The organism is Saccharibacter floricola DSM 15669 (assembly GCF_000378165.1).
Classification (GTDB): Bacteria; Pseudomonadota; Alphaproteobacteria; order Acetobacterales; family Acetobacteraceae; genus Saccharibacter; species Saccharibacter floricola.
Map to the genome: position 1 here is coordinate 60362 of NZ_KB899342.1, position 24085 is coordinate 84446.

The 24085-nt window shown below is 51.6% G+C and carries 20 protein-coding genes and 1 pseudogene; 14 read left to right on the plus strand and 7 right to left on the minus strand.

What is annotated here, in order from left to right:
- Positions 1-165: 165 nt before the first annotated feature.
- On the plus strand, positions 166-1329 hold the full coding sequence (locus F457_RS0108975; protein WP_018980804.1) for an aldose epimerase family protein: 1164 nt from the start codon (positions 166-168) through the stop codon (positions 1327-1329).
- A 997-nt stretch (positions 1330-2326) separates the two neighbouring features.
- Here the strand turns inward: F457_RS0108975 and cysE are convergent.
- On the minus strand, positions 2327-3106 hold the full coding sequence (gene cysE / locus F457_RS0108980; protein WP_018980805.1) for a serine O-acetyltransferase: 780 nt from the start codon (positions 3104-3106) through the stop codon (positions 2327-2329).
- 11 nt (positions 3107-3117) lie between these two features.
- On the minus strand, positions 3118-4338 hold the full coding sequence (locus F457_RS0108985; RefSeq protein WP_018980806.1) for an FAD-dependent monooxygenase: 1221 nt from the start codon (positions 4336-4338) through the stop codon (positions 3118-3120).
- Between the two features lie 147 nt (positions 4339-4485).
- On the opposite strand from F457_RS0108985, the gene F457_RS0108990 reads away from it, so the two are divergent.
- The 3 genes from F457_RS0108990 (at position 4486) to F457_RS0109000 (ending at position 6664) form a co-directional block, all read left to right on the plus strand.
- Entirely contained in the window at positions 4486-4824 is a 339-nt protein-coding gene (locus F457_RS0108990; RefSeq protein ID WP_018980807.1) for a P-II family nitrogen regulator, read from the plus strand.
- Positions 4824-6095 (plus strand): ammonium transporter, encoded by a 1272-nt coding sequence (locus F457_RS0108995; RefSeq protein ID WP_018980808.1) that lies wholly within the window; start codon positions 4824-4826, stop codon positions 6093-6095. The genes F457_RS0108990 and F457_RS0108995 overlap by 1 nt, the downstream gene beginning before the upstream one ends.
- A gap of 101 nt (positions 6096-6196) precedes the next feature.
- Positions 6197-6664, plus strand: a complete 468-nt coding sequence (locus tag F457_RS0109000) for a hypothetical protein (protein WP_018980809.1) — start codon at positions 6197-6199, stop codon at positions 6662-6664.
- Between the two features lie 80 nt (positions 6665-6744).
- Here the strand turns inward: F457_RS0109000 and F457_RS0109005 are convergent, their stop codons facing one another.
- A complete protein-coding gene (locus tag F457_RS0109005) occupies positions 6745-7650 on the minus strand; it encodes a 4-(cytidine 5'-diphospho)-2-C-methyl-D-erythritol kinase (protein WP_018980810.1) in 906 nt (301 codons plus the stop codon).
- 191 nt (positions 7651-7841) lie between these two features.
- On the opposite strand from F457_RS0109005, the gene F457_RS0109010 reads away from it, so the two are divergent.
- From F457_RS0109010 to F457_RS0109055, 10 genes are all read left to right on the plus strand, one after another.
- Positions 7842-8645, plus strand: a complete 804-nt coding sequence (locus tag F457_RS0109010) for a uracil-DNA glycosylase (protein ID WP_018980811.1) — start codon at positions 7842-7844, stop codon at positions 8643-8645.
- A 149-nt stretch (positions 8646-8794) separates the two neighbouring features.
- Positions 8795-10720, plus strand: a complete 1926-nt coding sequence (locus F457_RS0109015) for a transglycosylase SLT domain-containing protein (protein ID WP_018980812.1) — start codon at positions 8795-8797, stop codon at positions 10718-10720.
- Positions 10721-11030: 310 nt separating this feature from the next.
- Entirely contained in the window at positions 11031-12893 is a 1863-nt protein-coding gene (edd, locus tag F457_RS0109020; RefSeq protein WP_026294318.1) for a phosphogluconate dehydratase, read from the plus strand.
- Positions 12890-13510, plus strand: coding sequence for a bifunctional 4-hydroxy-2-oxoglutarate aldolase/2-dehydro-3-deoxy-phosphogluconate aldolase (eda, locus tag F457_RS0109025; RefSeq protein WP_018980814.1), 621 nt, complete (start codon positions 12890-12892; stop codon positions 13508-13510). Before edd ends, eda begins: the two co-directional genes overlap by 4 nt.
- A gap of 197 nt (positions 13511-13707) precedes the next feature.
- Complete coding sequence (locus F457_RS0109030; protein ID WP_018980815.1) at positions 13708-15276, plus strand: MFS transporter; 1569 nt, start codon at positions 13708-13710, stop codon at positions 15274-15276.
- 264 nt (positions 15277-15540) lie between these two features.
- Positions 15541-16635, plus strand: coding sequence for an HlyD family secretion protein (locus F457_RS0109035; RefSeq protein WP_018980816.1), 1095 nt, complete (start codon positions 15541-15543; stop codon positions 16633-16635).
- 2 nt (positions 16636-16637) lie between these two features.
- Complete coding sequence (locus tag F457_RS0109040) at positions 16638-18125, plus strand: efflux transporter outer membrane subunit (RefSeq protein ID WP_040921045.1); 1488 nt, start codon at positions 16638-16640, stop codon at positions 18123-18125.
- Between the two features lie 81 nt (positions 18126-18206).
- Complete coding sequence (purH, locus tag F457_RS0109045; protein WP_018980818.1) at positions 18207-19799, plus strand: bifunctional phosphoribosylaminoimidazolecarboxamide formyltransferase/IMP cyclohydrolase; 1593 nt, start codon at positions 18207-18209, stop codon at positions 19797-19799.
- Positions 19796-20179, plus strand: a complete 384-nt coding sequence (locus tag F457_RS0109050; protein ID WP_026294319.1) for a hypothetical protein — start codon at positions 19796-19798, stop codon at positions 20177-20179. The genes purH and F457_RS0109050 overlap by 4 nt, the downstream gene beginning before the upstream one ends.
- A 17-nt stretch (positions 20180-20196) precedes the next feature.
- Positions 20197-20955, plus strand: a complete 759-nt coding sequence (locus tag F457_RS0109055; RefSeq protein ID WP_018980820.1) for an NAD kinase — start codon at positions 20197-20199, stop codon at positions 20953-20955.
- A gap of 19 nt (positions 20956-20974) precedes the next feature.
- Here the strand turns inward: F457_RS0109055 and F457_RS0109060 are convergent, their stop codons facing one another.
- The 4 genes and pseudogenes from F457_RS0109060 to F457_RS13965 form a co-directional block, all read right to left on the minus strand.
- Complete coding sequence (locus F457_RS0109060) at positions 20975-21910, minus strand: 2-hydroxyacid dehydrogenase (RefSeq protein ID WP_018980821.1); 936 nt, start codon at positions 21908-21910, stop codon at positions 20975-20977.
- Between the two features lie 5 nt (positions 21911-21915).
- Complete coding sequence (locus F457_RS0109065) at positions 21916-22416, minus strand: low molecular weight protein-tyrosine-phosphatase (protein WP_018980822.1); 501 nt, start codon at positions 22414-22416, stop codon at positions 21916-21918.
- On the minus strand, positions 22413-23393 hold the full coding sequence (locus F457_RS0109070; protein ID WP_018980823.1) for an AEC family transporter: 981 nt from the start codon (positions 23391-23393) through the stop codon (positions 22413-22415). Before F457_RS0109070 ends, F457_RS0109065 begins: the two co-directional genes overlap by 4 nt.
- A gap of 147 nt (positions 23394-23540) precedes the next feature.
- Positions 23541-24085 (minus strand): annotated as a pseudogene (locus F457_RS13965) (Hint domain-containing protein); the annotation flags it as partial.

Genomic DNA, 24085 nt, shown 5'->3' on the forward strand with positions numbered 1-24085 from the left:
GCAGGTGGAGCGAGGAGGGGTGGGGGATTGCATTTTCTTTCCGTTTGGGTGTCAGTAGTGGCCATATAACGTTTTAACTACGTGTCTAATCGTTGCAGGGTGAATGCTTGTCGTAACGTATTCGGCATTAGGGTGATAACGTTGGTCATGAAGTAGGGGGAGATTATGTCTCGTTTCTTCAGCAGTCGCCAATGGCTGTTGTCTTTTTCCGCTTTAGCTTTGGGGGCTTCTCTTAGTGGTGCTGCTTACGCACATCCACGGGTGCAAGTCTCAACAGTATCTACCCTCCCTAATGGAAAAGCTGTTAAGGCTGTTACGCTGACGAATGATCACGGCTTAAAAGTGCGTGTTTTAACCTATGGTGGCATTTTGCAGTCCGTTGAAGTGCCAGACCGTCAGGGTAAAGTGGAGAATGTCGCTCTCGGCTTCCCGACGGTGGAGGGCTATGCTGCTAATAATGCAGACCCTCATTTTGGTGGAATTCTAGGCCGTGTTGCCAATCGTATTAACAATGCAAGCTTTACCCTTGAGGGGAAGCAATATCATACATCGGTAAACAACCCACCTTATACGCTTCATGGTGGGGCTGAGAGTTTTGATCGCAAGCTTTGGGTGATTGATGACACTGGGCATAACCGCAAAGGCGCTTATGTGACGTTGCGTTTGGTGAGCCCGGATGGGGATCAAGGGTTCCCAGGGAAGCTGACAACAAAGGCTACGTATAGCCTGAGCGCTGATGATAGCTTAACATTGAGCTTCAAAGCGAAGACGTCAGCACCGACGGTGGTTAATCTATCAACGCATAACTACTGGAACCTGAATGGCGAAGGTTCTGGCACGGTGGAGCCAGAAATCGTACAGATTTTTGCCGATCGTTATGTGCAGACAGACCAGAACTCGATCCCAACGGGTCAGTTCGCTTCCGTGGATAATAGCCCACTTGATTTCCGAACTCCTCATACAGTGGGTGAACGTTTGCGTAGTAATGATCCGCAGATGTTGGGGCCACGTGGCTATGACAAATGCCTGATCATTAACGGAGAGACAGAGTCGCATGAAATGCGTCTTGCCGCCCGCGTGCAGGACCCTCGTTCTGGCCGTATGATGGAAATTACGACCAATCAGCCAGGGATGCAGTTCTATTCAAGCAATTCCATTGATGGCCGTTATGTTGGACCTTCTGGGAACACCTATCGTCAAGGTGATGCACTGGCTTTTGAGCCGGAACATTTTCCCGATAGCCCTAACCAGCCAAACTTTCCAAGCGTTGAGCTGAAACCAGGTCAAACCTACCGTTCTGCGATGACGTTCCATTTCTCGCACGACTAAAGGTTAGGCTTTTTGCTTGATTTTTTGAGGGACTGTTCATTGAGAAATGGGTAGTCCCTCAACTGTTTTAGGACTCTATCCACATTTTTCCCGCATATGCGCACAGAGTGATGCCCGGATCTATCCCCGAAATTGGGGATAAGTTTTTACGCTTGGGTACCGTGGCTGTGGTGGATATGTTTGTTGGGAGGAGAGCGGGAAGAGTTCCGGTCATTTATGGTGGTTTCAGTCTTACAAAGCTTCTTGCTGAGCCCATTATGGGGTTGAGTATATAGATGTGCCGCAGCGTTCATTGGGCCTCTGATAGAAAAAAGCCGAGCTTAGGACGAGCCCTTCACTATAAGGGCGTTGTGGGAAAGGCGATGAGGTATGGCTTTTCTGTATTGCCGCTACCAGTGACGATCCTCTCAATGTGCTTCAAGATCTGGGAATATGATCCGCACAGGTGTGGTGCTCTGCGCAACGTTCTTACTAAAGCAGGTTACGAGCGGCATGGTAGCGTATGAGGGGTGTGGCGCGTTTGTGTGTCGTCGGAAAGGCTCGGCTTGAGGCGATGTTGATATGGTTGTCAGGTCTTACAAACGAGTGTGCTCTTATGGGCCACTCTTAAATACAAAAATAAGAGATAACGCTGACCATAATTCAATTAATTTTGCCTCAATGGGTATTGGAGGCTTGTGGTTATGATGTGCAATCTTCCATTAAAGATATAGTCATATCCAAGCATACAGCCCCTGTGCATAGCCAGCATATCAGATAATATGGAAAATTGGTGATGGGTCGTTATCTGTACCCATAGGGCCTATATCATACTGCTGAAATTACCCACAAACTTTCCACAGGAAATCCCTTAAAAGCACGCGATCTTATCCCCCATTTATGGGGATAACAGCATGGGGAGCCATCAAGGCAGTGAGAGTGTTTTTTGTCCCCAAAGTTCTACACGGGGTGATCCCCCGGTTTATCCTCTTTTTTGGGGATAACTTGCCTTACACCATCACTCGGGTGGGGTGAGCTTAATAATACGTGCGGGATTTCCGACGGCCGTAGCGTGTGGAGGAATATCCTCTAAAACAACGGACGCTGCACCGATCCGGGCATGAGCGCCGATTTCCAAACGGCCGAGCACTTTCGCGCCCGCACCAATCATAGCGCCGTGACGAATAATTGGATGACGATCTCCTTTTTTCTTCCCTGTGCCGCCAAGGGTGACATTTTGGAAGAGGGAGACATTGTCTTCCACAATGGTGGTCTCGCCAATGACAATGCCTGTGCCATGGTCAATGCTCATCCGGCGGCCAAGCTGTGCCCCGGGATGAATATCAATACCGAAGCGTTCATTAACCCGACTCTGTAAATGATAGGCCAAAGGGCGCCGGCCTTGGTGCCAGAGATGGTGGGCAATGCGATGCGCTTGGAGAGCTTGCCATCCTTTAAAGAACAGAAAAGGTGTGGTCAGGTCTGGGCAGGCAGGGTCTCGTTCAAAGGTGGCGAGAATATCCGCAGCGGCAGAAAAGATAATGGCCGGCTCATCAGCAAGGCTCTCGGCAACGAGGCGCGTTAGAGTCGGTTCTGTCATCGCACGATCGGTCAGTTTGGTGCCGAGTAGCGAGGCTAAGGCCGAGGCAAAGTCAGCATGATCGCAGATATTAACAGCAAAAAGATCGCGAATGAGTGTGTCAGAGCACCCGCAAGCTTCAGACTGCATCCGTGCCCAAAGTGCATCAAGGTCTGGATCGTAGGTGGAGCTTAGCGATAAGGAATGATGATCACGCATAGACGATGTCTTTAGAGGCCCATTGCTTTTTCAACAAAGCGTTGGCGTAGCTGTGGCATATGCTTCAAGGCATTGAGAGCAAAACGACGAGGGCGGGTCAGAAGTGGATTTTGGTTGCTGAAGAGGCGTTCCATTATATCGCAGCCGACGAGCATAGCAAAATTGCCCGGTCGTGTTTGGCGTTGATAGCGCGAGAGGAAAGAGGGAGAGCCGATGTCTTCTCCGCGTTTAAAGGCCTCATACAGGAGGTGAGTGAGCGTACGTACATCACGGAAACCAAGGTTCATTCCCTGACCAGCGACGGGATGGAGGCCATGGGCAGCATCCCCAATAAGCATGAGACGCTGAGCCGTGTAGCGATGAGCATATTGAGAGGCAAGCGGGTACACCCAGCGCTGACCGATCGGTGTGATAGCGCCGAGCTCTTCTTGCCCAAGGCGATCTGTCACGAGGCTTGCAAAAGCTTTGTCGGGAAGATGGCGAATATGGTTGATGCGTTGTGGTGTATCGGTCCAGACAATGGCGGAGCGATGAGGGTGCTCTGCACTGGGTGGCAGGGGAAGGCGCGCGAATGGGCCTTCTGGCAAAAAGTTTTCAAGCGCACTGCCTTGGTGAGGCCCTTCATGTGCGAGCACCGCGACGAGGGCGTCTTTATGGTACGGAATACGTGTGAGCCCAATACTCGCTTGTTGGCGGAGTGTGGAGCTGCGCCCATCTGCGGCAATCACAAGGGGGACAGAAAGGGTTTCGCCATCCTTTAGTGTAATGGTCGCGGCATTTTCTGAAAAAGAAAAAGTGCCCGTTTCTGGAGAGCGGACATCAAGAGAAGTATGTTGGGACACCGTCCGTCCAAGGGCTGCTAGAAGGTCGGAGGCTTCAACCATCCAACCTAAGGGGTGGCCTTGAGGGGCATCTTCTGTGGTGAAGTCGAGTCCATCCTGAATGCCAAGGGAGGAACGCCCAGGGTAGCGACCTTGCCCATCAAGAATATGGATCGTTTCAATCGGTTGTGCTGGGCGAGGAAGAGCTGCCCAGATTCCAGCCTCTTCCAAAAGAGGGCGAATACCTTCAGCAAGAGCATAGGCGCGCCCGTCTAAAGCGGGGTTGGGTTCTGTCACAAACGCGTGCCGTTCGAGCAGGAGGACGCGTAGGCCTTTTTGCGCCAAAAGACAGGCGAGTGTCGTGCCAATTGGGCCGCCGCCATTTATGCAGAGATCGTATGAATACGTCATGATGAACCCTTTCCAACCCCGTTTCTCTAACCTGTGTTGGGTATAAAAGAAAGACTTGCTTAGATCGTTCTGAAGGTGGCACGATATTTCGGTATGTGAGTGAAAGCTTACTTTAAGGTGGGATTAGACAAGAGGGGAGCGGGAGCATTGAAACTCGTAACGGCGATTATCAAGCCTTTTAAGCTTGATGATGTGCGTGAAGCTTTAGGGGAGCTTGGCGTGCAAGGGCTGACAGTGACGGAAGTTCAGGGTTTTGGACGCCAAAGAGGGCAGACGGAAATTTACCGTGGGGCGGAGTATCGTGTCCGCTTTGTTGCAAAGATTAAGGTGGAAGCCGCCGTCCCAGAAGATCGTGTGGGCGAGGTTGTTGAGACGATCACTCAAGCCGCGCGCACAGGCCGGATTGGCGATGGAAAGATTTTTGTCACACCGCTTGAGCAGATCACGCGTATCCGCACGGGTGAAACCGGCAAGGGAGCTTTATAATGCGACCGATTGATACGGGTGATACGGCTTGGATGCTCATCAGCACAGCCTTGGTTATGTTGATGACCATCCCGGGCCTTGCTCTTTTTTATGGCGGTATGGTTCGTCGTAAAAACGTTCTCTCAACATTGGTGCAGTCGTTTGGGATTTGTTGTCTCGTCTCTCTCGTATGGGTAACGGTTGGTTATACCCTTTCTTTTTCTACAGGGAACGCTTGGATTGGCGATTTCTCGCGTGTTTTCTTGCGCGGCATTGCTGATCATTTTCATCAAGGGAGTGATAGCGCCTTTACGCTTGGGGCTGGGTCTGCCGTCCCAACGCCGATGACTATTCCTGAGAGTGTTTATCTGCTCTATCAGATGAGCTTTGCTATTATTACGCCGGCTTTGATTACGGGTGCGTTTGCGGAGCGTATTAAATTTTCTGCTCTCTGTCTTTTCACGGTGCTGTGGTCTATTTTTGTCTATGCACCTGTCGCTCATTGGGTATGGAGCCCATTAGGGTGGGTCGCAGGTTTAGGAGCGGTTGATTTCGCGGGTGGCACGGTGGTTCATATCAATTCAGGTATTGCCGGGTTGGTTTGTGCGTTGATGATTGGCCCGCGTCGTGGCCTAAAACGTGACGATATGTCCCCTCATAATCTGTCTTATGCGATTATTGGAGCGTCCTTGCTGTGGGTTGGTTGGTTTGGTTTCAATGCTGGGTCGGCCCTTGGTGCGAACGGGCGTGCTGGTATGGCGATGTTAACAACACAGGTGGCTGCGGCTGCCGGTGGGATAGCATGGATGCTTGTCGAATGGTGGCGGATGGGGAAACCCACAGCGCTGGGCATTATCTCAGGTGCTGTTGCGGGGTTGGTGGCTGTCACCCCAGCCGCTGGGTTTGTGCTGCCAAGTGGGGCGCTGGCGATTGGTCTCATCGCGGGAAGTGTTTGTTTTTATAGCGCGACGGTGCTTAAAAATCGCCTTGGTTATGATGACAGTTTGGATGCGTTTGGTGTTCATGGTGTAGGTGGGATTGTCGGGGCTCTTCTGACAGGCATCTTTGCCTATGGCCCGCTTTCTGCAACGGCGGATAATCCCGCTGGGGTGTCGGGGAGCTGGACGCAGCTTCTTCATCAAGGAGAAGCGGTGGCTGTGACGATCTTATGGTCTGTCGTGGTCACGGCTTTGATTATAGTGGTCGTTAATAAGCTTGTGGGTATTCGGGTCTCTGATGATGATGAGCAAGAAGGTCTCGACATGACACAGCATGGCGAAAAGCTTAACTAATCCGTAAGATGAAACGTGATAAGGGCTCGAAGATAGTGTTTGCTCTTATCGCGTTTTTCATGTTCGTGCTGGCAACAGACTAAAAAAAGGACAACACAACAGTGAAAGCATCAGCTTTTTTCTTTTCTTTGATTGCGGCTTCTGTCGTAGGCAGCAGCGCTGCTGTGGCCGCGCCTGCTGGCGGTAAGATGTCTTTCTTTGCGTGCCATAAGGAATTCCAGAGCGCGAAGAAGAGCGGCACGCTTAATGGGCAGAAATATGCAGACTTTAAGGCTGCTCATTGCTCTAACAACTCGGAAACAAAAGCTCCTGAAGAAGCGCCTAAAAAGGAAGCAAAAACGGCATCAGCACCAGCGGCACCGGCTGCGAGTGGTAATGTGGTTTTCCCTAATGGGGTATCATCGGAGTTTGCTTCTTTGTCCGCAGGGAAGGCTCGCCAAAAAACCTGCCTGAAACAGTATAACGCGAACAAGGCGAATGGTGGGAATGGCACTTTGAAATGGATTCAGCGCGGTGGGGGGTATTACTCACAGTGCAATAGTCGTCTGAAGGGTTCTGCTGCTCAGTAAGTTGGAGCCGTGCTCTCGATAGAAAAAGCCCCGGTCACATGGCCGGGGCTTTTTTGTAGGGGGTATAAGCTGTAGAGCCGTTAGGCTTGTCCTGCCCAAGACCACCATTTTTGGGTTTCTGGCTTTGTGGATAAGGAGTGGTGGGCGTTTTGTGCAGCCTCTTCTGTATCAAACAACGCAAAGCAGGTTGCACCAGAGCCACTCATGCGAACAAAACGGACATCTGGTAAATCTGCGAGCGTGTCCAGCACGGTTTGAATAACGGGCTCTTGAGCAATGGCATGTGGTTGTAGGTCATTGTTCGTTGTGTTGAGGAACGCCACAAGATCATGGATACTGTGCCATCCGTCTTTGGGGAAAGAAAGCGGAGCACGTTCAGGGATCCCACCCGTTGAAGCAAGCCGTTTAAAAATGCTGGGTGTAGAGACGGCTACACCAGGATTGACCAAAAGCATGCCCATAGATGGCAGGGGGGGCACAGGAGTGAGTACATCGCCAATCCCTTCCATACGTGTGGCTTGCTGCGTGAGGCAGACGGGCACATCTGCGCCTAGCTGAGGGGCTAGCTCAACGACATCATTATGAGGTACCTGCCAATAGCGTGAGAGAAGCCGTAAAGCGCAGGCGGCATCTGCAGAACCGCCACCAATGCCGGAGGCAACGGGGAGAGCCTTATGGAGATGAAACGTGACAGGCAACATACTGGCCCCATCATGGCCATGTTGGCGTGCTGCATTATAAAGGAGCTGTGCAGCGCGTGTGATGAGATTATCGTCCTCATGTGTGAGACGAGACGCAAAAGGGCCATCAATGGTGAGAGTGGCGAGTGTTCCTTCATCATTAGTGGCGTTATCAAGGTTTAATTGGTCTGCTGCTCCGGCAAAGATAGCCAGGCTATCAACAAGATGGTACCCATCATCGCGCCGTCCTGTGATATGGAGAAAGAGATTGATCTTGGCGTGAGCTGTGTCGTTGAGCAGCACCATAAGAGAGCCTTTGCACTGAGACGAAAGAGAAGCTATGTGGCGCTCTCTTTCATGCTTTTTAAGAAAAAGGCATGATGGAAGAGAAGCGGGGACTAGATCCGTCAGGGCATTATGTAATCCCTTGTAGCCTTTTAGGGTAGGGGCGTAGGAAAGGTTTCATCAATGGATGCAGTAATGGTTATGAAAGCTGTATGATGGCGTCCTTATCAACGGTACCTTCTGACGAGCTATTGGCAGCCTTGCAACTCCAGTATGATTGGGGTGTCGATGCTGTTGTGGAAGATGAGGTATGGAAGCCGCTTGCGCCTGAGCCTCAGAAATTAGCGCCCACCCTACCGCGCGCTGTTTCTCCGTCGCCTGTGCGTCATGAAGCGGCTCTTTCGCAACATGAGGCGCTTTTATCTGCGCGAGATCTGCCAGAGCTTCTGCGGCTGAGTGAGCATATAGAGGGGGTTACACTTTCACGGACAGCGATGAATCGCTTGGTGCCACGTTATGTGCCGAATGCGGCGTTCATGGTGGTGGGGGAAGTCCCTGATGCGGATGAGGATCGGTCAGGGCGTCTTTTTGCGGGTAAAGCAGGAGAGCTTTTGGAGGCTGTGCTTGCATCTGTCGGTCTTAACCGCGATCAGCTGTCCTTTGTGCCGACGATTCCGTGGCGGCCGCCCGGTGGACAGCGTGTTCCAGACAGAGAGCTGAAAGCATGCTTGCCGCTTTTGCAGCGAAGCATCACGCTTGGGCAGCCATCACATATCGTAACTATGGGCATGACGCCTATGCGCCTTTTGCTGAAGACGAGCGACCGCTTGAGCCAAGTGCGTGGACGATGGGCAGAAGCAACGCTTCCCGGTATGGCAAAGCCGATCCCTGTTTTCCCGATGTTGCATCCGCTTCAATTAACGGGAGCTCCGCTGCTAAGACGGCATTTTTGGCGTGATTTATTGGTGCTAACAGACACTCTTGGACGCGCAGGAGAGGGAAAAGAACGTAAATAAGGGATGCTTTCGGACAATTTCGTTGCTCAAAAAGAGACAGCATTTCCTTATTTTATAGGGAGCTATATAGAGAACAGCTCGAAAAAGCTTGACCCTGAGTAGCGAAGAGAGCTACCCATCCGCCCATTATGCGAAGGATACAGTCGTTAGTGCCTGCTTCCTCAGCGCGTGCCTTGATGGTAGGCGTTGCAGTGGGGGTGGGGGCTATCTTTCCCTCGGCATTGGGGCAGGAGAGATTATCACCGTCCCAGTTGTCAGGTTCCTCTAGTGATGAAAGTCGATATCATACGATCTTCTCTTTCCCTCAGCGGGAAGAGGTCTCTTTGCCGCGCCCATTGTCGGAGCCTGTTGCGGCGCAGTACCGTGATGCTTTTCGTCTTGTGCGTGAAGACCAATATAAGCAGGCCTTTCAACGACTTTCCGCTGTCAGTGATTCTGTCCTGAAGTCTGATGTGCAAGCGGAAGGGTATCTGCGTGTGTCTTATCAGGCGCGTCCACAGGAGTTAAGGGCTTGGCTACAGGCTCATTCACATCTGCCTGATGCGCCAGCGGTGCAGGTGTTAGAAACACAGCTTTCTTCTCATACAATATCAGCGGAGACGGCCTTAAAACCTGTTGCACCGTTAGATGTTGCCCAAGCGGCTTCTGAGGAAGAAAATTTTGCTCCTTGGGGGAACGCTGGGCCTAATGCTCGACTTGATCGAATGGTGCAAGATAAAGCCTCTCATGGTGTAAAAGGAGCTCAAGATGCCTTGCATGTGATCGAGACGACGCAAGGCATGCGCCCTGAATACGCGGCTTATTTATATGGCCATGTTGCTTTATGTCTGCTCAGTCAGGGAGAGATTGAAGAAGCGGCTCATGTCGGTCTGAGAGGGTTTGAGCGTGGGCAGCAGAAAGTTGGCTTCCCGGCATATGTGGCGGGCTTAGCCTTCTGGTACCAGCAAGATTTCCCAGCGGCATACAAACATTTTAGTGAAGCCGCTAACGCGCCAATCATCAAAGGAGATCAGCAGGCTGCTGCTGCCTTCTGGGCTGCACGTGTCGCTGAACACACACAACCAACGCATGTCTATGACGTGTGGTTAAGGCGTGCGGCTGTGCATGCAGAGAGTCTGTATGGTCTTCTTGCCGCACAACGGCTGGAACAAGCGAAGCATGAGGCCTCCCCTCTGTCGGGGCATCTTTCTTCTGTGGGGCTTAAAGGGGCGGAAGCTGCGCTTACGCATGTTGACCTTGACGCTGTCATGAGCATGGGAGAGGGGCGTCACTTTTTTGCGCTCTTGCAAGTTGGTGAGCAGGGGCGTGCTGAGATGCTGGCCCGCTCTATGTGGAGTGTGGCGCTGTCTGACCCTGTAAGAGCGCGCTCGTTGCAGGTGGTTGTGCATGCCGCTGGAATGTGGGCATTAGCGGATCAAATGGAGCATATTCTACGGAATGTCGCCCCTCAGGAGCTGCAAGAAACGGTTGAGCCGTTGCCTGTTTTGAAACCTCGCCACGGGTTTAAACTTAATCCAGCGCTTGTTTATGCTGTTGCGCGGATGGAGTCGAATTTCGACGGGAATGCCCTTTCCCCGGCCGGGGCGTATGGGATGATGCAAATTCGCCCGCAAACGGCAGGTTTTATTGTTGCCTCCTATATAAACCACGATACGCGCAACCCAGCGACGGTTCCCGTGCCTGTGGATATGCCGCGTCGGCTGAAGGATGTGAGCTATAATCTTGAGCTTGGTCAGCTTTATATGAAGTATTTGGCTTCCTCTGTTGCTCGTAATGAAGGGCAGGATACCACGACGGAACAGGCTGACTTATTGCGGGTTTTGGCGTCTTATAATGCAGGGCCGCAGGCGATCACGCGTTGGGAGAGTACGCAGAAGCTATCATCGAATGATCCGCTTTATTATATTGAGACGCTTCCTAATGTTGAGACCCGTCATTATGTCCGCAACGTGCTAAAAACTGCATGGCTTTATGCCCATCGGATGAGAGAGTCTTCTCCTTCATTGAAGAGTCTGTCGGAAGGGAAATGGCCTTCTTTTCGTCGTGAGGAGGCGTTGAGAGAGTCGCCAAGTTAAGAAAAAGATTTCTTTGAGAGGGGTTTTTGAAGAAATTTTTCGTTACAAAGTAGGGTGTACTATGGCTGTTTTGGTGGGTTTTCTCACAAAACAGCCATATTTTATTTTGGAGCTATGAATGACGCGATGGGGGGGTAGCACAGAAGAGCATGCGTGGCCCGCTTGCCCGTGAGGCGGTCTTTCCGGTAAACAAAGACTTGCGATGCTCCCCGAAGGTTGGGAGCGTGCGGATGACAATACGATGCCGTGTCTCTCAGGAGGGAATTATCCCATCTGTCTGTGGGGCGTCAGCCGAACAGCGAGTGCTTCAATGTCTCTGAATTCCGTTGTTGAGAGTGTAACTGCCAACATCATTGAGCGGTCGAAGGTTTCGCGCCGCCGTTATCTTGCTCTAATGGAGCGTAACCGTGCCAAAGGTGTCATGCGTCAAGGATTGACGTGTAGTAACATGGCCCATGCGGTCGCGGCTATGCCAGACAAGGATAGTCTGATCCATTCCAAGGGCATGAATATTGGTATTATCACGACCTTTAATGACATGCTCTCGGCTCACCAGCCGTATGAACATTACCCCGAGCAGATGAAGCTCTTTGCCCGTGAAGTTGGTGCGACAGCACAGGTTGCGGGTGGGGCTCCTGCCATGTGTGATGGTGTGACACAAGGGCAAGAGGGCATGGATATGTCCCTCTTCTCCCGTGATGTGATTGCACAGTCGACGGCCATTGGTCTGAGCCATGGTATGTTTGAAGGCATGGCCCTTCTAGGTATCTGTGATAAGATCGTCCCTGGTCTGTTGATGGGCGCTTTGCGCTTTGGCCATCTTCCAGGAATGCTTATTCCATCTGGGCCGATGACATCTGGTTTGCCGAATAAGGAAAAAGTCCGTATTCGTCAGCTTTATGTGCAGGGTAAGATCGGCAAAGAAGAGCTGATGCAAGCCGAAAGCGAGTCTTATCATAGCGATGGGACATGCACCTTCTACGGAACCGCCAACACCAACCAGATGATGGCAGAGTTCCTAGGTCTGCAAATGCCAGATTCTTCTTTCATTACGGTAGATACTCCGCTGCGTCAGGCGATGACGCGTGCTGGTGTCCATCGTTTGACGGAAATTGGCTTTAAGAGCAAAGATTGCCGGCCAATGGCTGAGGTCGTGAATGAAAAAGCGATCGTAAATGCCATTGTTGGTTTGATGGCAACAGGTGGTTCTACCAACCATACTATTCACATTCCTGCCGTGGCTCGTGCGGCTGGTATTATTGTGAACTGGGAAGATTTTGAGCGTCTGTCTGATGCAGTGCCAACGATGGCAAAGATCTATCCAAGTGGCCCATCAGATGTGAACAAGTTCAATGATGTTGGTGGTCTGCCGACGGTTATCAGAGAACTGATGCAGGCGGATATGCTGCATCGCGATGTGATGACAGTCGCAAAAAATGGTCTGGCGGATTACGCACAGCGTGCAACACTTGGCGCTGATAAGAAGGTCGCCTATGTGCCTGCCGCACCATCGACCGATCCTGAAATTCTGCGTGGTATGGCTGATCCGTTCCATCCAGGTGGTGGGATTAAGCTGGTTAAGGGTAATCTTGGACGCGGTGTGTATAAATCTAGCGCCGTTTCTGAAGACCGTATGACCATTGAAGCCCCTGTTCGTGTGTTCGATACGCAGCATGCTGTGAAACGTGCACAGCAAGCTGGTGAGCTGGACAAGGACGTGATCGTTGTTGTGATCGGCCAGGGCCCACGGGCAAATGGTATGCCTGAGCTTCACGGCCTGATCCCTTCACTGGGTGTGCAGATGGACCGTGGCTTCAAGGTGGCGCTTGTGACAGATGGTCGCCTGTCTGGTGCCAGTGGTAAGGTGCCGGCAGCTGTGCATGTCGGGCCAGAAGCTCAGATGGGTGGGCCGCTTGCTTGCCTCCGTGATGGTGACATCGTGCGTCTCTGCGCGAAGACAGGACAGCTCGAAGTTCTCATGGACGCGAAGGAATGGGAGGCTCGCACGCCAACCAAGCCACATCGTGCGCCATTGGGTACCGGTCGTGAGCTCTTTGCGATTACGCGCGAAGTTTCTCCGCCGGCTGAAGAAGGTGGGTCGGCCATGCAATACATGATGGATCGTGAGATTGCAGAGGTTGGCGATGATATTGATGAAGGAACCGAGGTATGAGCTACATTTCAAGAATTGATGCGGTCATGGATCGCAGCCCGGTTATGCCTGTGCTGGTGGTCGACGATGTTGCTAAAGCGCGTCCGATCGCTGAAGCGCTGGTGGCCCATGGTGTGTCTACACTTGAAGTCACGCTCCGTACACCTGCCGCTCTTGACGTTATCGCCGAGATGTCCAAGGTCGAAGGCGCACTGGTTGGGGCCGGCACGGTCTTAAATCCAGAGCAGCTTGATAAAGCGATTGACGCTGGTGCTAAGTTCATCGTGAGCCCAGGTATTACGAAGCCATTGGCTGAAGCAGCTCTTAAGCGTGACATTCCGTTCCTCCCCGGTACGGCAAATGCCAGCGACATCATGATGGGTCTAGACCTTGGGCTTCGTCGCTTTAAGTTCTTCCCAGCGATGACCAATGGCGGCATTCCGGCTCTAAAGGGCTTGGCTTCTGTGTTTGGTAATCTGGGTGTTCGCTTCTGTCCAACAGGTGGTATCTCTGAATCCACCTATAAAGAATGGCTTGCCATCCCAGCAGTTGGGTGCGTTGGTGGTTCTTGGTTGACATCTGGGGATGCGTCTCCTGAAGTGATCGCAGAACGTGCTAAGGCTCTTGGCATCAAGTAAGGCGAGATGACGTTACTGATAGGGTTTCTTTTTTGAAAGAGATATATCAGTAGCGACTGGGCTTCTATAAAGAAGCGCAGAAGGCGTCTTTAAAACGGCGGTTTCACAGTGTTTTAGCTGTGATACCGCCGTTTTCGTGTGAGGGAAAAGCAGAACGCACAGTATGTTCTGCTGGATCGGTAAAGGATCGTTTGAGGATGGCCTCTCAGGCGAGATCGATTATGGGGTTAGCTGGCGTGTTGTGCACCGCTTTGTTAACGACCCTGAATGAACAAGTCTCTACGCAAGGTTTGCCCGATATTATGGGTGGCATAGGGATGAGCCATGACCCTGCGACATGGTTCACAAGTCTATATAGTGCAGCTCAAGTGGTTGGGGCGGGGCTTTCTCCTTGGATGGCTTTGACATTTAGCTTACGGCGTTGGGCTTTTATTGTTCTGGGCTTAGGTGTGGTGAGCAGTGTGCTCATTCCTTTTACCGATACGTTGAGCCTTCTTTATATCTTGCGTACGCTGCAAGGTATTGCGGGTGGTTTTGCCATTCCGTTGATGATGTTCTCTACTCTACGTATTTTAAGTCTTGATATACGTACGTATGGGTTAGCGTCCTATGCGCTGACAGCCACATGTTTCCCTTATCTCAGTACCGCGTTAGCCGGGTTGTGGACAGATTTTGTTGATTGGCGTTTCGTCTTTTGGCAAGTGATCCCACTTGGTGCTCTTGCTTGGGCATTGCTGGTTTACGGTATGCCCGTAACAGAGCCTGATCATGGACGTTTCCGCATGTTTAATTGGCGGGGTGTTGTTCTTTTCACCGGAGCTGCATGGTGTTTAAGCATGATGCTTCTTTTGGGAGATTGGCTCGATTGGTTTAATTCACCCTTCATCTGCGTATTAGGGCTTATCGGGACAGTCTGTGTTCCGCTCTTAGTATGGAATGAGTGGAATCATGTACTGCCATTTTTTAAATTTCAGCTCCTAGGGCGGCGGAATTATCTTTATGGCGTGACAGCTATTAGTTTATTCGTTCTGGTATCGTTGGCGAGTTCCACTGTGCCAGGGCGTTATCTTACACAAATCGCGGGCTATAGGCCGGAACAAAGCTATCTGATTACGCTTGAAGTCGCGGCTATGCAGATCATTATGTTGCCCATTGTGGGCTATCTGCTGAACCAGCGTCATATTGATAGTCGTGTCGTAGGTTTTGTGGGGATGACATGCTTATTTATCGGTCTTTGCGGCGACACTTTTCTTACCTCTGTGTGGCTGAGGAATGAGTTCTACCTTTGGCAGTTTGTGCAAGCTATTGGTGGAGAGATGATTTTGGCGTCACTCTTGTTGATGTCAACAAATGCCGTTGTTCCTGCCGAATCCGCGTTTGCTGTTGCGTTAGTGAATATGCCGCGCTCTCTCATGCAGGTTGTAGGAACATGGCTGATACAGCTCGTCCATCATTGGCGAGGAACGTTGCATTCACAGCGTTTGACAGACCATCTGGGTGTTGAGCGTTATCGGCTGTTTCAAGGAAGCAGTCCGACCATCCAAAGTCCGACTCCTCTGACGCCTGATGGAAGGCCGCGCTTCGCAGGAAGTATGGCACTGATTAAGCAGCAGTTCCATCATCAGACACAGGTGTTGGAGCTGACAGATTTGTTCTTTGTACTGCTCGGCTTACTCGTGTTTCTTATGCTCTGTGTGTTGATCTTGCCAGTGCGGACTTATCCGCCGTGGATCGTGTTTGCGCAGCCAAAGAAACCTTCGTCATAAATAGCTATGCACTTAGTGCATAGAGTTTGCCTTACTGCACGCACGCTTAATGCTTGCCAATGACCGGTCGGTTTCTGCCATAAGGCGATTGTGGTTTTTATATGATCGAATCATGGGGGGCCCTTCATACGGGAAGCGCTCGTGGTTGGTGTGTGTATAAACAACGTGTGAATATCGTTATATTCAAAATTCCCGTCGTGCAGAGCACGTATTGCCTTTATCTCGCTCACACACTGTGAGTGTAACGAAGAAAGCCTAGTGTGTATGAAGGAACCCTCAGCCTCTCGGAAGAAAGCCTATTGGCCGTTTTTCTTTGCTGGGGGGATCATTGCACTTTTTATTATCGTTATTTTGGCGATTATTTTTGTACCGACATCACGTGTCTGGACGAATGATGCCTATGTAACAGCGCATTATGCGGTTATTGCGCCACGTGTCCCCGGGCAGGTTATTTCTGTACAGGTCGATGATAACCAATCTGTGCGTGCAGGAGATGTGTTAGCGACGCTGGATCCACGTGATTATCAGACGACGTTGGACCAAGCCCGTGCGACAGAACAGCATGACCGTGCATTAGTGTTAGATGCGGCGGCCAATGTTGCGCGTCAGCCTTCGTTGATTGGCCAAGCTCAAGCCAGCGTAGATCGGCTAAAAGCGGAGTTACTTTTTGCCCAACAAAATGCGGCACGGTATGAGCGTCTGGCTCGGACAGGGGCTGGAAGTCGCGAAGAGGGGCAAAAAACCCATGCGACGTTAGGTGAGTTGACGGCTGGTCTGCACGCCGCTGAGGCTGATCTCTCCGCAGCGCAGGCGCAATTAACGGTTCTTGAAGCACAACATGACTCGGCCCGCCGCCAAGTAGCGGTGGATCAGGCGCGTGTGCATCAGGCAGAGCTGAATTTATCCTATACACAGATACGCGCACCGTTTGACGGAATGGTGGGTGAACGCAGCGTGCAAGCGGGGAACTACGTGCCTGATGGGGCGGCCCTGATGGCGTTGGTACCGATGGATCAGCTCTGGATTGCAGCGAATTATCGCGAAATTGCCTTACGTCATATGCGCCCAGGGCAGAAAGCGACGATTCACGTGGATGCGTATAATATTGATCTTGATGGTGTTGTTGATAGTGTGCCGCCGGCTTCGGGGGCGGCTTTTGCGCCGTTGGCTCCAGAAAATGCGACGGGTAATTTTACCAAAATTGTGCAGCGCCTTCCGGTGAAAATCACGCTGATACCCGGTCAGCCTTTAGCAAAATTGTTGCGGCTGGGCTTCTCTGTTGAAACAACAGTGCATACCTCGCTGAGTGATGTCGTGGGGGCTCAAGAGAAAAGCGACAAAGCGGTGACGGCAAAATGATCATGCAAAAACGGGGATACCGCGCGCTCGTAAGAGTGGCAGCCTTGCCGCTGATGATCGTGGGGCTTGAAGGCTGCATAACCGTTGGCCCTGACTTCCACCACCCAACGATGAAAGAGCAACCGGGGCAGTGGAAGAAAGCAGCGGATGCGCCGGCTCACCAAAAGAGTGGTCAGACCTATGGCGGTCAGGTTGATGTGGCATGGTGGCATCAATTCCATGATGATGAGCTTGATCGTCTCGTGACGCGTCTGGGGGCGCAAAACCTGAATGTGCAGGAAGCCGCGACACGGATTGGGCAGTCACGCGGACAGCTCAAAGTCGCAGCGTCGGAGGGAATGCCGACGCTTAATTGGGCGGGTTCTTACACCTGGACGCAACAAAGTAAGCGAGGTTTTCTCACCATTGCGCAGGCCGCTCCGGGATCCAATCTGCAATATCAGCAATATACCAATATTGGTGCAGCTTCATGGGATATGGATCTTTTTGGGCGGATTCGTCGCTCAGTCGAGGCGGGTCAGTCTGAAGTGCTGCAAGCTGTTGCTGCTCAACGAGGGGTAGCATTGGCGAGTCTGGCTGATCTTGTGGGGGATTATCTCAGTCTGCGTGGGGTGCAAGAGCAAATCCGTCTTACGGAGCGGCATTTAGAGCTTGTCCATCATGATCTGTCTCTTGTTCTGGATCGTCAGCGTGAAGGAGCAGCGAATGCGCTTGAAGTTGCACAAGCACGCGGACAGGTGGAAGAAACAGAGAGCGCGTTGCCACCTTTAAAAGATGCACAAGCCGCATTGATTAACGCCATAGGGTATATTCTAGCGTTGCCTCCTCGTGCTCTAGAAGAGGAGTTGCTTCCACGTCGTGCCCAACCTGTGCCGCCTGCGTCCATCGGGATCGGGGTGCCCAGTGCTTTGGTTGAGCGCCGCCCTGATATTATGGAAGCCGATGCGCGGTTACATGCGGCCGTTGCTGAAGTAGGGGCAGCGAAAGCCGCTTTTTATCCAGACATTACCTTAACGGGGAACTTGGGTACGCAAAGCCTTTCGGCAAGTGATTTCTTTATGCCTGCAGCAAAATATTTCACACTGGGCCCAACCTTAAATGTGCCGATCTTTGAAGGGGGGCGGCTCAGTGGTGGCTTGAAGCTGCGTAAGGCGCAACAGAAAGAAGCGGCGATTGCTTATCACCAAGTGATGCTCAATGCGTGGCGTGAAGTGGACGATGCCATCACCAAGTTCGCGCAAGTTAATGACCGCTACCATCATTTGGAAGAAACCGTGAAGCAGAATCGCCTCGCGCTTAAGGCGGCCCGTGAACAGTATACAACAGGGGCTGTTCCGTTTTTAGAGGTGGATCAAGCCGAAGCAGCTTTGCTAGCTAATGATATTTTATTAGCTTCGAGCCGCACAGAAACAGCTTCTGCGATGGTAAGCTTATATAGAGCGCTTGGGGGAGGATGGCAGATAATCAATACCTCCATAAATCCTCTCTAAAAAAGAGGATGACCCAATAAGGAGATATTTATACGGCATTTGGGTTGCACCATAGCGGAGCGGGGGATATTTCCAGATATTATGATTCATTCACGTCTTCCTCTTCGCCGTGCCCTTTTATCCGTTTCTGATAAGAGCGGTCTTGTTGAACTTGCCCGTGCGCTTGATGCGCAGGGAGTTGAACTTCTGTCTACTGGTGGATCCGCACGCTGCATACGCGATGCCGGCATCCTCGTAACCGATGTGTCCGAACATACGGGCTTTCCTGAAATTCTTGATGGGCGTGTCAAAACGCTGGTGCCGTGGATCCATGGTGGTATTTTAGGCCGTCGCGATAAGGAAGAGCATCAGGCACAGATGAGTGAGCATAAGATTGCTCCGATTGATCTCGTTTGTGTTAACCTTTACCCATTTGCCTCAACCGTTGCTTCTGGTGCGGATGCTGAAACATGCGTTGAAAATATTGATATTGGTGGCCCCGCGATGGTTCGAGCGGCGGCAAAGAATTTTGCTCATGTGGCCATCTTGACCGATCCTGAGCAATATGACGGTTTTCTTGAAGCACTGGCCAAAGGGGGTAGTACGCTCAGTGAGCGTCGTCGTTGGGCGGCGAATGCTTACGCTCATACAGCCCGTTATGACAGCATGATCGCGCGTTGGTTTGCAGAACAAACGGCTGAGAACGAGGCCGAGGCGCTTTTACCTTCTGTGCTAACCGTGGCCGGTGAGCGCAGCGATTTACTGCGTTATGGTGAGAACCCTCATCAGCAAGCCGCGTTTTATCGTGATGGCAGCCAACGTCCAGGTCTAGCGACTGCTAAGCAGATTCAGGGCAAGGCGCTGAGCTATAATAACCTCAATGATACAGACGCGGCTTTTGAAGCTGTCGCGGAGTTTGAGGGGCCAAGTGTTGTTATCGTTAAGCATGCGAACCCATGCGGTGTTGCGTCTGCTGATACGCTAGAGAATGCGTGGAAGGCGGCTTTACGTTGCGACCCTGTTTCCGCCTTTGGTGGGATTGTGGCGCTGAACCGTCCCTTGGATCAAGCAACAGCCGAACAGATCAGCAAGATCTTTACGGAAGTGATTGTTGCGCCGGATGCTGATGATGGGGCGAAAGAGGTTCTCTCTAAAAAGAAGAATCTGCGTTTGCTTCTGACAGGTGCTGTGCCTGATGCCCAAGCGAAGGGCTTGGCGTTCCGTTCTGTTTCGGGTGGGTTCTTAGCGCAGAGCCGTGATCATGGTCATGTGACGCCTGAGAGCTTAAAGGTTGTGACAAAGCGCCAGCCAAGCGAGCAAGAGATGGCGGATCTGCTCTTTTCCTTCCGTGTGGCGAAGCATGTGAAGTCTAACGCTGTCATTTACGTCAAAAATCAGGCGACAGTGGGGATTGGCGCTGGGCAAATGTCTCGTGTTGATAGTGCCCGTATCGCGGCGCGTAAGAGTGAAGATGCGGCACGAGCTGCCGGTGAGGACACAGCTTTAACCGTGGGGTCTGTTGCGGCATCGGATGCGTTTTTCCCATTTGCTGATGGGCTAGAGAGTGTCGTTGCCGCCGGTGCAACGGCTGTCATCCAGCCTGGCGGTTCTATTCGTGATCAAGAAGTGATTGATGCGGCTGATAAAGCCGGCATCGCTATGGTCTTTACAGGAATGAGGCATTTTAGACATTGAGACGTTTTGTTTTTCCCCTATTGATGGGATTGGTGACGCTGGGGAGTGCTTCCTCAGCGGCCATTGCAGCGTCATGTGATTATGACGTATCGCCTTTGCCGGTTATTTCAGGAACGGTCACGCGTGTGACGACGGATGGAGTGCTTCTACAAGATGGCACAGATCTCATTTTACCAGAATCGTTGCTCCCTCATGTGCGTTTGGATACAAAAGTAACCGTGCGCGGCCTAAAAGGGATGACAGGTCATAAAGTTTGGGCTTTTGCGATTGAGGATCACTCTTCGTTGATCTGCCCATCTAAAGGTGATGTGCATAAGGGAGCCTATCCAGGCTCACCAAGCTATGACGTCATTGGCCATGATGAGCAAGAGAAGCCGTAATCTTCCTTGAGGATGTCATGAATATTGCCTTCGTTGCGGCCTCTACAGAGGCCGCTCAAGAGGCTTTCAAACGTTTTACCCATCGCTATGGGAATGTATCGTTTGAGGAAGCCGAAGTTATTGTGTGCTTAGGAGGGGACGGCTTTATGCTTGAAACTCTTTTGCATATTCTTGGCTATAATATTCCCGTTTTTGGCATGAATTACGGAACTGTTGGTTTTCTGATGAATACGCCAGAAGAAGACCATTTGCCCCAGCGTCTTGCTTATGCTCAACCCACGACAATTTCACCATTGCATATGTGGGCTCGTACGACTTCGGGGGAGGAGCATGAGGGGCTCGGCTTTAATGACGTGTTTATTTACCGTGAAACGCGCCAAACGGCCAATATCAGTATTGAAGTTGATGGGCGTGAACGGATGCAGCGTTTGGTCTGCGATGGTGTTATTTTAGCGACGCCAGCGGGTTCAACGGCGTATAATCGCTCGGCTCATGGGCCAATTATTCCATTGGGTGCGGAACTCTTGTCTCTCACACCAATCTCACCTTTTCATCCGCGGCATTGGCGTGGTGCATTGCTTCCAGCAGAAGTGACTGTGCGTTTTGCGTTGCATGATACGGCTAAGCGTCCGGCTTCAGCCGTAGCAGGCCCGACTGAATTTCGCGATGTAAAGGAAGTTATGGTCAGAGTGAGTCAGGAACATCGTGTGACGTTGCTGTTCGACCCTGACCATAGCCTGTCTGAGCGGATTATTGCTGAGCAGTTTGCCGAGTAATCCGCTGATAAGACAGGCGTTAAATCACCGGGGTGAGAAGAGGTCGCCCTTCAAAATGGGCCAGTAGGTTATCAATAATATTTTTCCCCATTTTCGACCGTGTTTCGACTGTTGCAGAGCCCTGATGCGGCTGAACAACGGTGTTTTCGAGCGTGAAGAATTCAGGGTTTATGTTTGGTTCATTTTGAAACACATCCAACCCAGCTCCGGCAATTATTCCGTTGTTTAAGGCGTGTATAAGAGCTTTCTCATCCACAATGCTTCCGCGTGCAATATTAATGAGCACTCCTGTTGGCCCAAGTGCGTTGAGAATGTCGGCATTAATGAGGTTCTGTGTGCCGGGTACAGCAGGCAGTGAGACAACCAGAACATCGCTCCATTGGGCGAGGTCTTTCAGCTCAGCAAAAAATGGCAGAGAGCTTTTTTCACGTTGTGTTCTGTTGAAATACGCGACCTTCATATCACTGGCTTCAGCACGGCGTGCGATGGCTTGGCCGATCCGCCCAAACCCGGCAACACCCAGCTTGAGGCCTGTGAGGGAGTGAGCTGAAGGTGGCATTCCGTTCGTCGCCCATTGTCCAGAACGGAGATAAGCCTGATTCTCAGTGAAATTCCGCTTTAAGGTGAGTAGCAGGAGCATGGCTGAGTCGGCGACGTCACTGGTGGAAATGTCAGTAGTAACCGTTACGCGGATCTGCCGTCTGCGTGCCTCTGTTAGATCCACGCGGTCGAGTCCGACACCATTGACGGCAATAATCTCCAAGGCTGGCAGAGTGGCCATAACTTCAGGGTCGATCCCGTAAGAACCACCTGTCGCGACGGCACGGATCGACGGTGCGATGGGGGTAAGGTCGGCTAATGTCGTGAAGCGGTGAAGGGTAAAATGCTGGGCGAGCGTGGTCTCGGTTTGGTCAGGCAGAGGTTCGAGAAGCAATAAATAAGGACGTGTAGGCATGGTACTTATCCTTTAGTAGAGGGGGAAAGCGGGTCAAGAACACGCGTAGCAAGGGCCTTACAGCCTGCTTCAACATCGTGCCATGTCGTTTCAAACCCTTCGGCAGTGCCATAGTAGGGGTCAATCACATCATTGCCTTCACGGCCTGGGACGGCATCCATCAGCATAAAAACGTTTGCTGTGGAGTGTGAGGGTTTCATTCGATTGAGCGCTTTAAGGTGGGAGCGGTCAAGCGCGATGATATGAGTGAAGCGGTCAAAGTCTGTTTTGGTAACTTGACGCGCCCGTAAAATTGAAGCGTTTAAACCATGGCGCTTTGCTGTGCTACGGGCGCGTGGGTCGGGCAGGTCGCCAATGTGCCAGTCACCTGTCCCGGCTGAATCAATGTCTAAGGCAAGGCCACGCTTTTCTGCTTCACGGCGCATTGCCAGATCTGCCAGGGGAGAGCGGCAAATATTGCCGGTGCAGACAAAAAGAAAAGAGGGAAGAGAAGGAGATGTCGTCATGGATGTGTTAGCCAGATAAAAGATGCCATCGTAAAGAGTGCGCTCAGTGTGCCAAAGAACAACACAGACGCAACCTCACGTTCAAGAATATGGTAACGCATCGCTAAAATGACATTAATGGACGCGCTGGGAATAGCCATGGTTAAGACGCTTTCTTGTAGCGTCACAGGGTTATAATGGAGCAGGCGAGCCAGCCCATACAGCCCGAGTGGGATGAGGATATTGCGTATTGTGACCATGCCACCCACAAGAGGGCTGAAACGTACTTGGCGTGCAAAAAGAACAACTCCAGAGGCAAAAAGAGCGGTTCCGCCTGTGGCGTGCCCTAGGAGGGTCAGAGAGTTTTTGAGAAAGGGTGGCAAGGTGATGCCAAAGCTGACAAGACCGAGCGCTAATAGAGGTACCCAAACCACTGGTTCGCGACATGAATGGAGTAAATGAGACGAAAGCTCGTGCATGGTGACATGCCATGTGCGTGGTTTGAGGGAATGTTGTGCGACGCGGCGTTGTTGATCGTGGCTGAGAAGGATCAGGGTGAGAGGCACCTGAAAAAGGTTCATGGCCAAGGAGGCAATAGAGATAGGAACCGCACTGGCGGGGCCAAAAAGCTGACCTAGTACAGGAATGCCGATAAAAGGAACAGAAGGGCCAGTCATAGTCATGGCCATAAGGGCCGCTTCGCCCTGTGAGCGCCCAAGGGGGCCGCGTAAGACCCCAAAGAGAAGAAGATAACCCCCGACCATTGCGAGAAGAATGAGAAAGGTGAGCGGCCCTGCGCTTAGAACCTGCGTACGAGGTGTACTGAGAATTGACACAAAGAGCGCGAGGGGTAGGGCATAGAGCATGACAAGCCGAATAAGAACACTGGCTTGATTGCCATCAAAATCGCGCCGCCATGCTGCTACATACCCTAAGCCGAGCGTCACCAAGATAGGAATAATGGCCTGAAGAATGGTGAGGAAAAGGGAAGAACTCATCGTAAACGCTCAGCTTCATGATAGGGCGATTGATATGAAAGGATATTATCTTTTTATCGTAATGAATATACCCCATAGAAAAAGGGGTGTTCTTTCTGCAGGTTAACAGAAAGAACACCCCCGTTCCTTATTGGTTATACGAAACGCTTACGAAGCGGCAATTTCCTGCATCGTATCTGCCGTTGATAGGATATATGGGCCACCCGCTTGGATTTGAACAGAGAGCATACGCATCTCTCCCGTAGAAACCTGGCGGTTGGGCAATGGAATAATGGCATTGCCGCGCGTCCAACGATGAGGGCCCGCCTCACGTACATCCCAGCCAGTAAGTTCCGGATTGGTGAGATGATCGGTGATCGCGTCTTCATGTCCTCCTGTCCAAAGGTCAATGGAGCCGACAAGAACGCCGAGTGTGCGGCGGTCATCCACAAAAGGCCCAATGCTTTCAGACGGCTTGAACCGTCGTGATAGCAAACGCACCGTCTGTTGTTCGGAAGCCGGGAAAGAGAAGAGTACTCGATCACCCACGCGACGGGTTGGCAGAACGGTCATGCCGTTATCCAGCTGCACGCGCAGATCTGGATCATCGGATATGTCATGCTCTGTCACTGAAGTGTGGGCTGGATGGCCGAGGTCAACAGCGCGTTGTTCAAACTGTTTAAAGAGTGGCTCCACAAATGCTTGTGTCACAT

Coding starts and splice junctions, on each gene's coding strand:
- F457_RS0109010 (WP_018980811.1), top strand. CDS start 7,842: ATGATGGCGTCCTTATCAACGGTACCTTCTGACGAGCTATTGGCAGCC.
- F457_RS0109035 (WP_018980816.1), top strand. CDS start 15,541: ATGAAGGAACCCTCAGCCTCTCGGAAGAAAGCCTATTGGCCGTTTTTC.
- F457_RS0109055 (WP_018980820.1), top strand. CDS start 20,197: ATGAATATTGCCTTCGTTGCGGCCTCTACAGAGGCCGCTCAAGAGGCT.
- edd (WP_026294318.1), top strand. CDS start 11,031: ATGTCTCTGAATTCCGTTGTTGAGAGTGTAACTGCCAACATCATTGAG.
- F457_RS0109030 (WP_018980815.1), top strand. CDS start 13,708: ATGGCCTCTCAGGCGAGATCGATTATGGGGTTAGCTGGCGTGTTGTGC.
- cysE (WP_018980805.1), bottom strand. CDS start 3,106: ATGCGTGATCATCATTCCTTATCGCTAAGCTCCACCTACGATCCAGAC.
- F457_RS0109040 (WP_040921045.1), top strand. CDS start 16,638: ATGCAAAAACGGGGATACCGCGCGCTCGTAAGAGTGGCAGCCTTGCCG.
- F457_RS0108975 (WP_018980804.1), top strand. CDS start 166: ATGTCTCGTTTCTTCAGCAGTCGCCAATGGCTGTTGTCTTTTTCCGCT.
- F457_RS0108995 (WP_018980808.1), top strand. CDS start 4,824: ATGCGACCGATTGATACGGGTGATACGGCTTGGATGCTCATCAGCACA.
- F457_RS0109070 (WP_018980823.1), bottom strand. CDS start 23,393: ATGAGTTCTTCCCTTTTCCTCACCATTCTTCAGGCCATTATTCCTATC.
- F457_RS0108985 (WP_018980806.1), bottom strand. CDS start 4,338: ATGACGTATTCATACGATCTCTGCATAAATGGCGGCGGCCCAATTGGC.
- purH (WP_018980818.1), top strand. CDS start 18,207: ATGATTCATTCACGTCTTCCTCTTCGCCGTGCCCTTTTATCCGTTTCT.
- eda (WP_018980814.1), top strand. CDS start 12,890: ATGAGCTACATTTCAAGAATTGATGCGGTCATGGATCGCAGCCCGGTT.
- F457_RS0109065 (WP_018980822.1), bottom strand. CDS start 22,416: ATGACGACATCTCCTTCTCTTCCCTCTTTTCTTTTTGTCTGCACCGGC.
- F457_RS0109060 (WP_018980821.1), bottom strand. CDS start 21,910: ATGCCTACACGTCCTTATTTATTGCTTCTCGAACCTCTGCCTGACCAA.
- F457_RS0109005 (WP_018980810.1), bottom strand. CDS start 7,650: ATGGTGCTGCTCAACGACACAGCTCACGCCAAGATCAATCTCTTTCTC.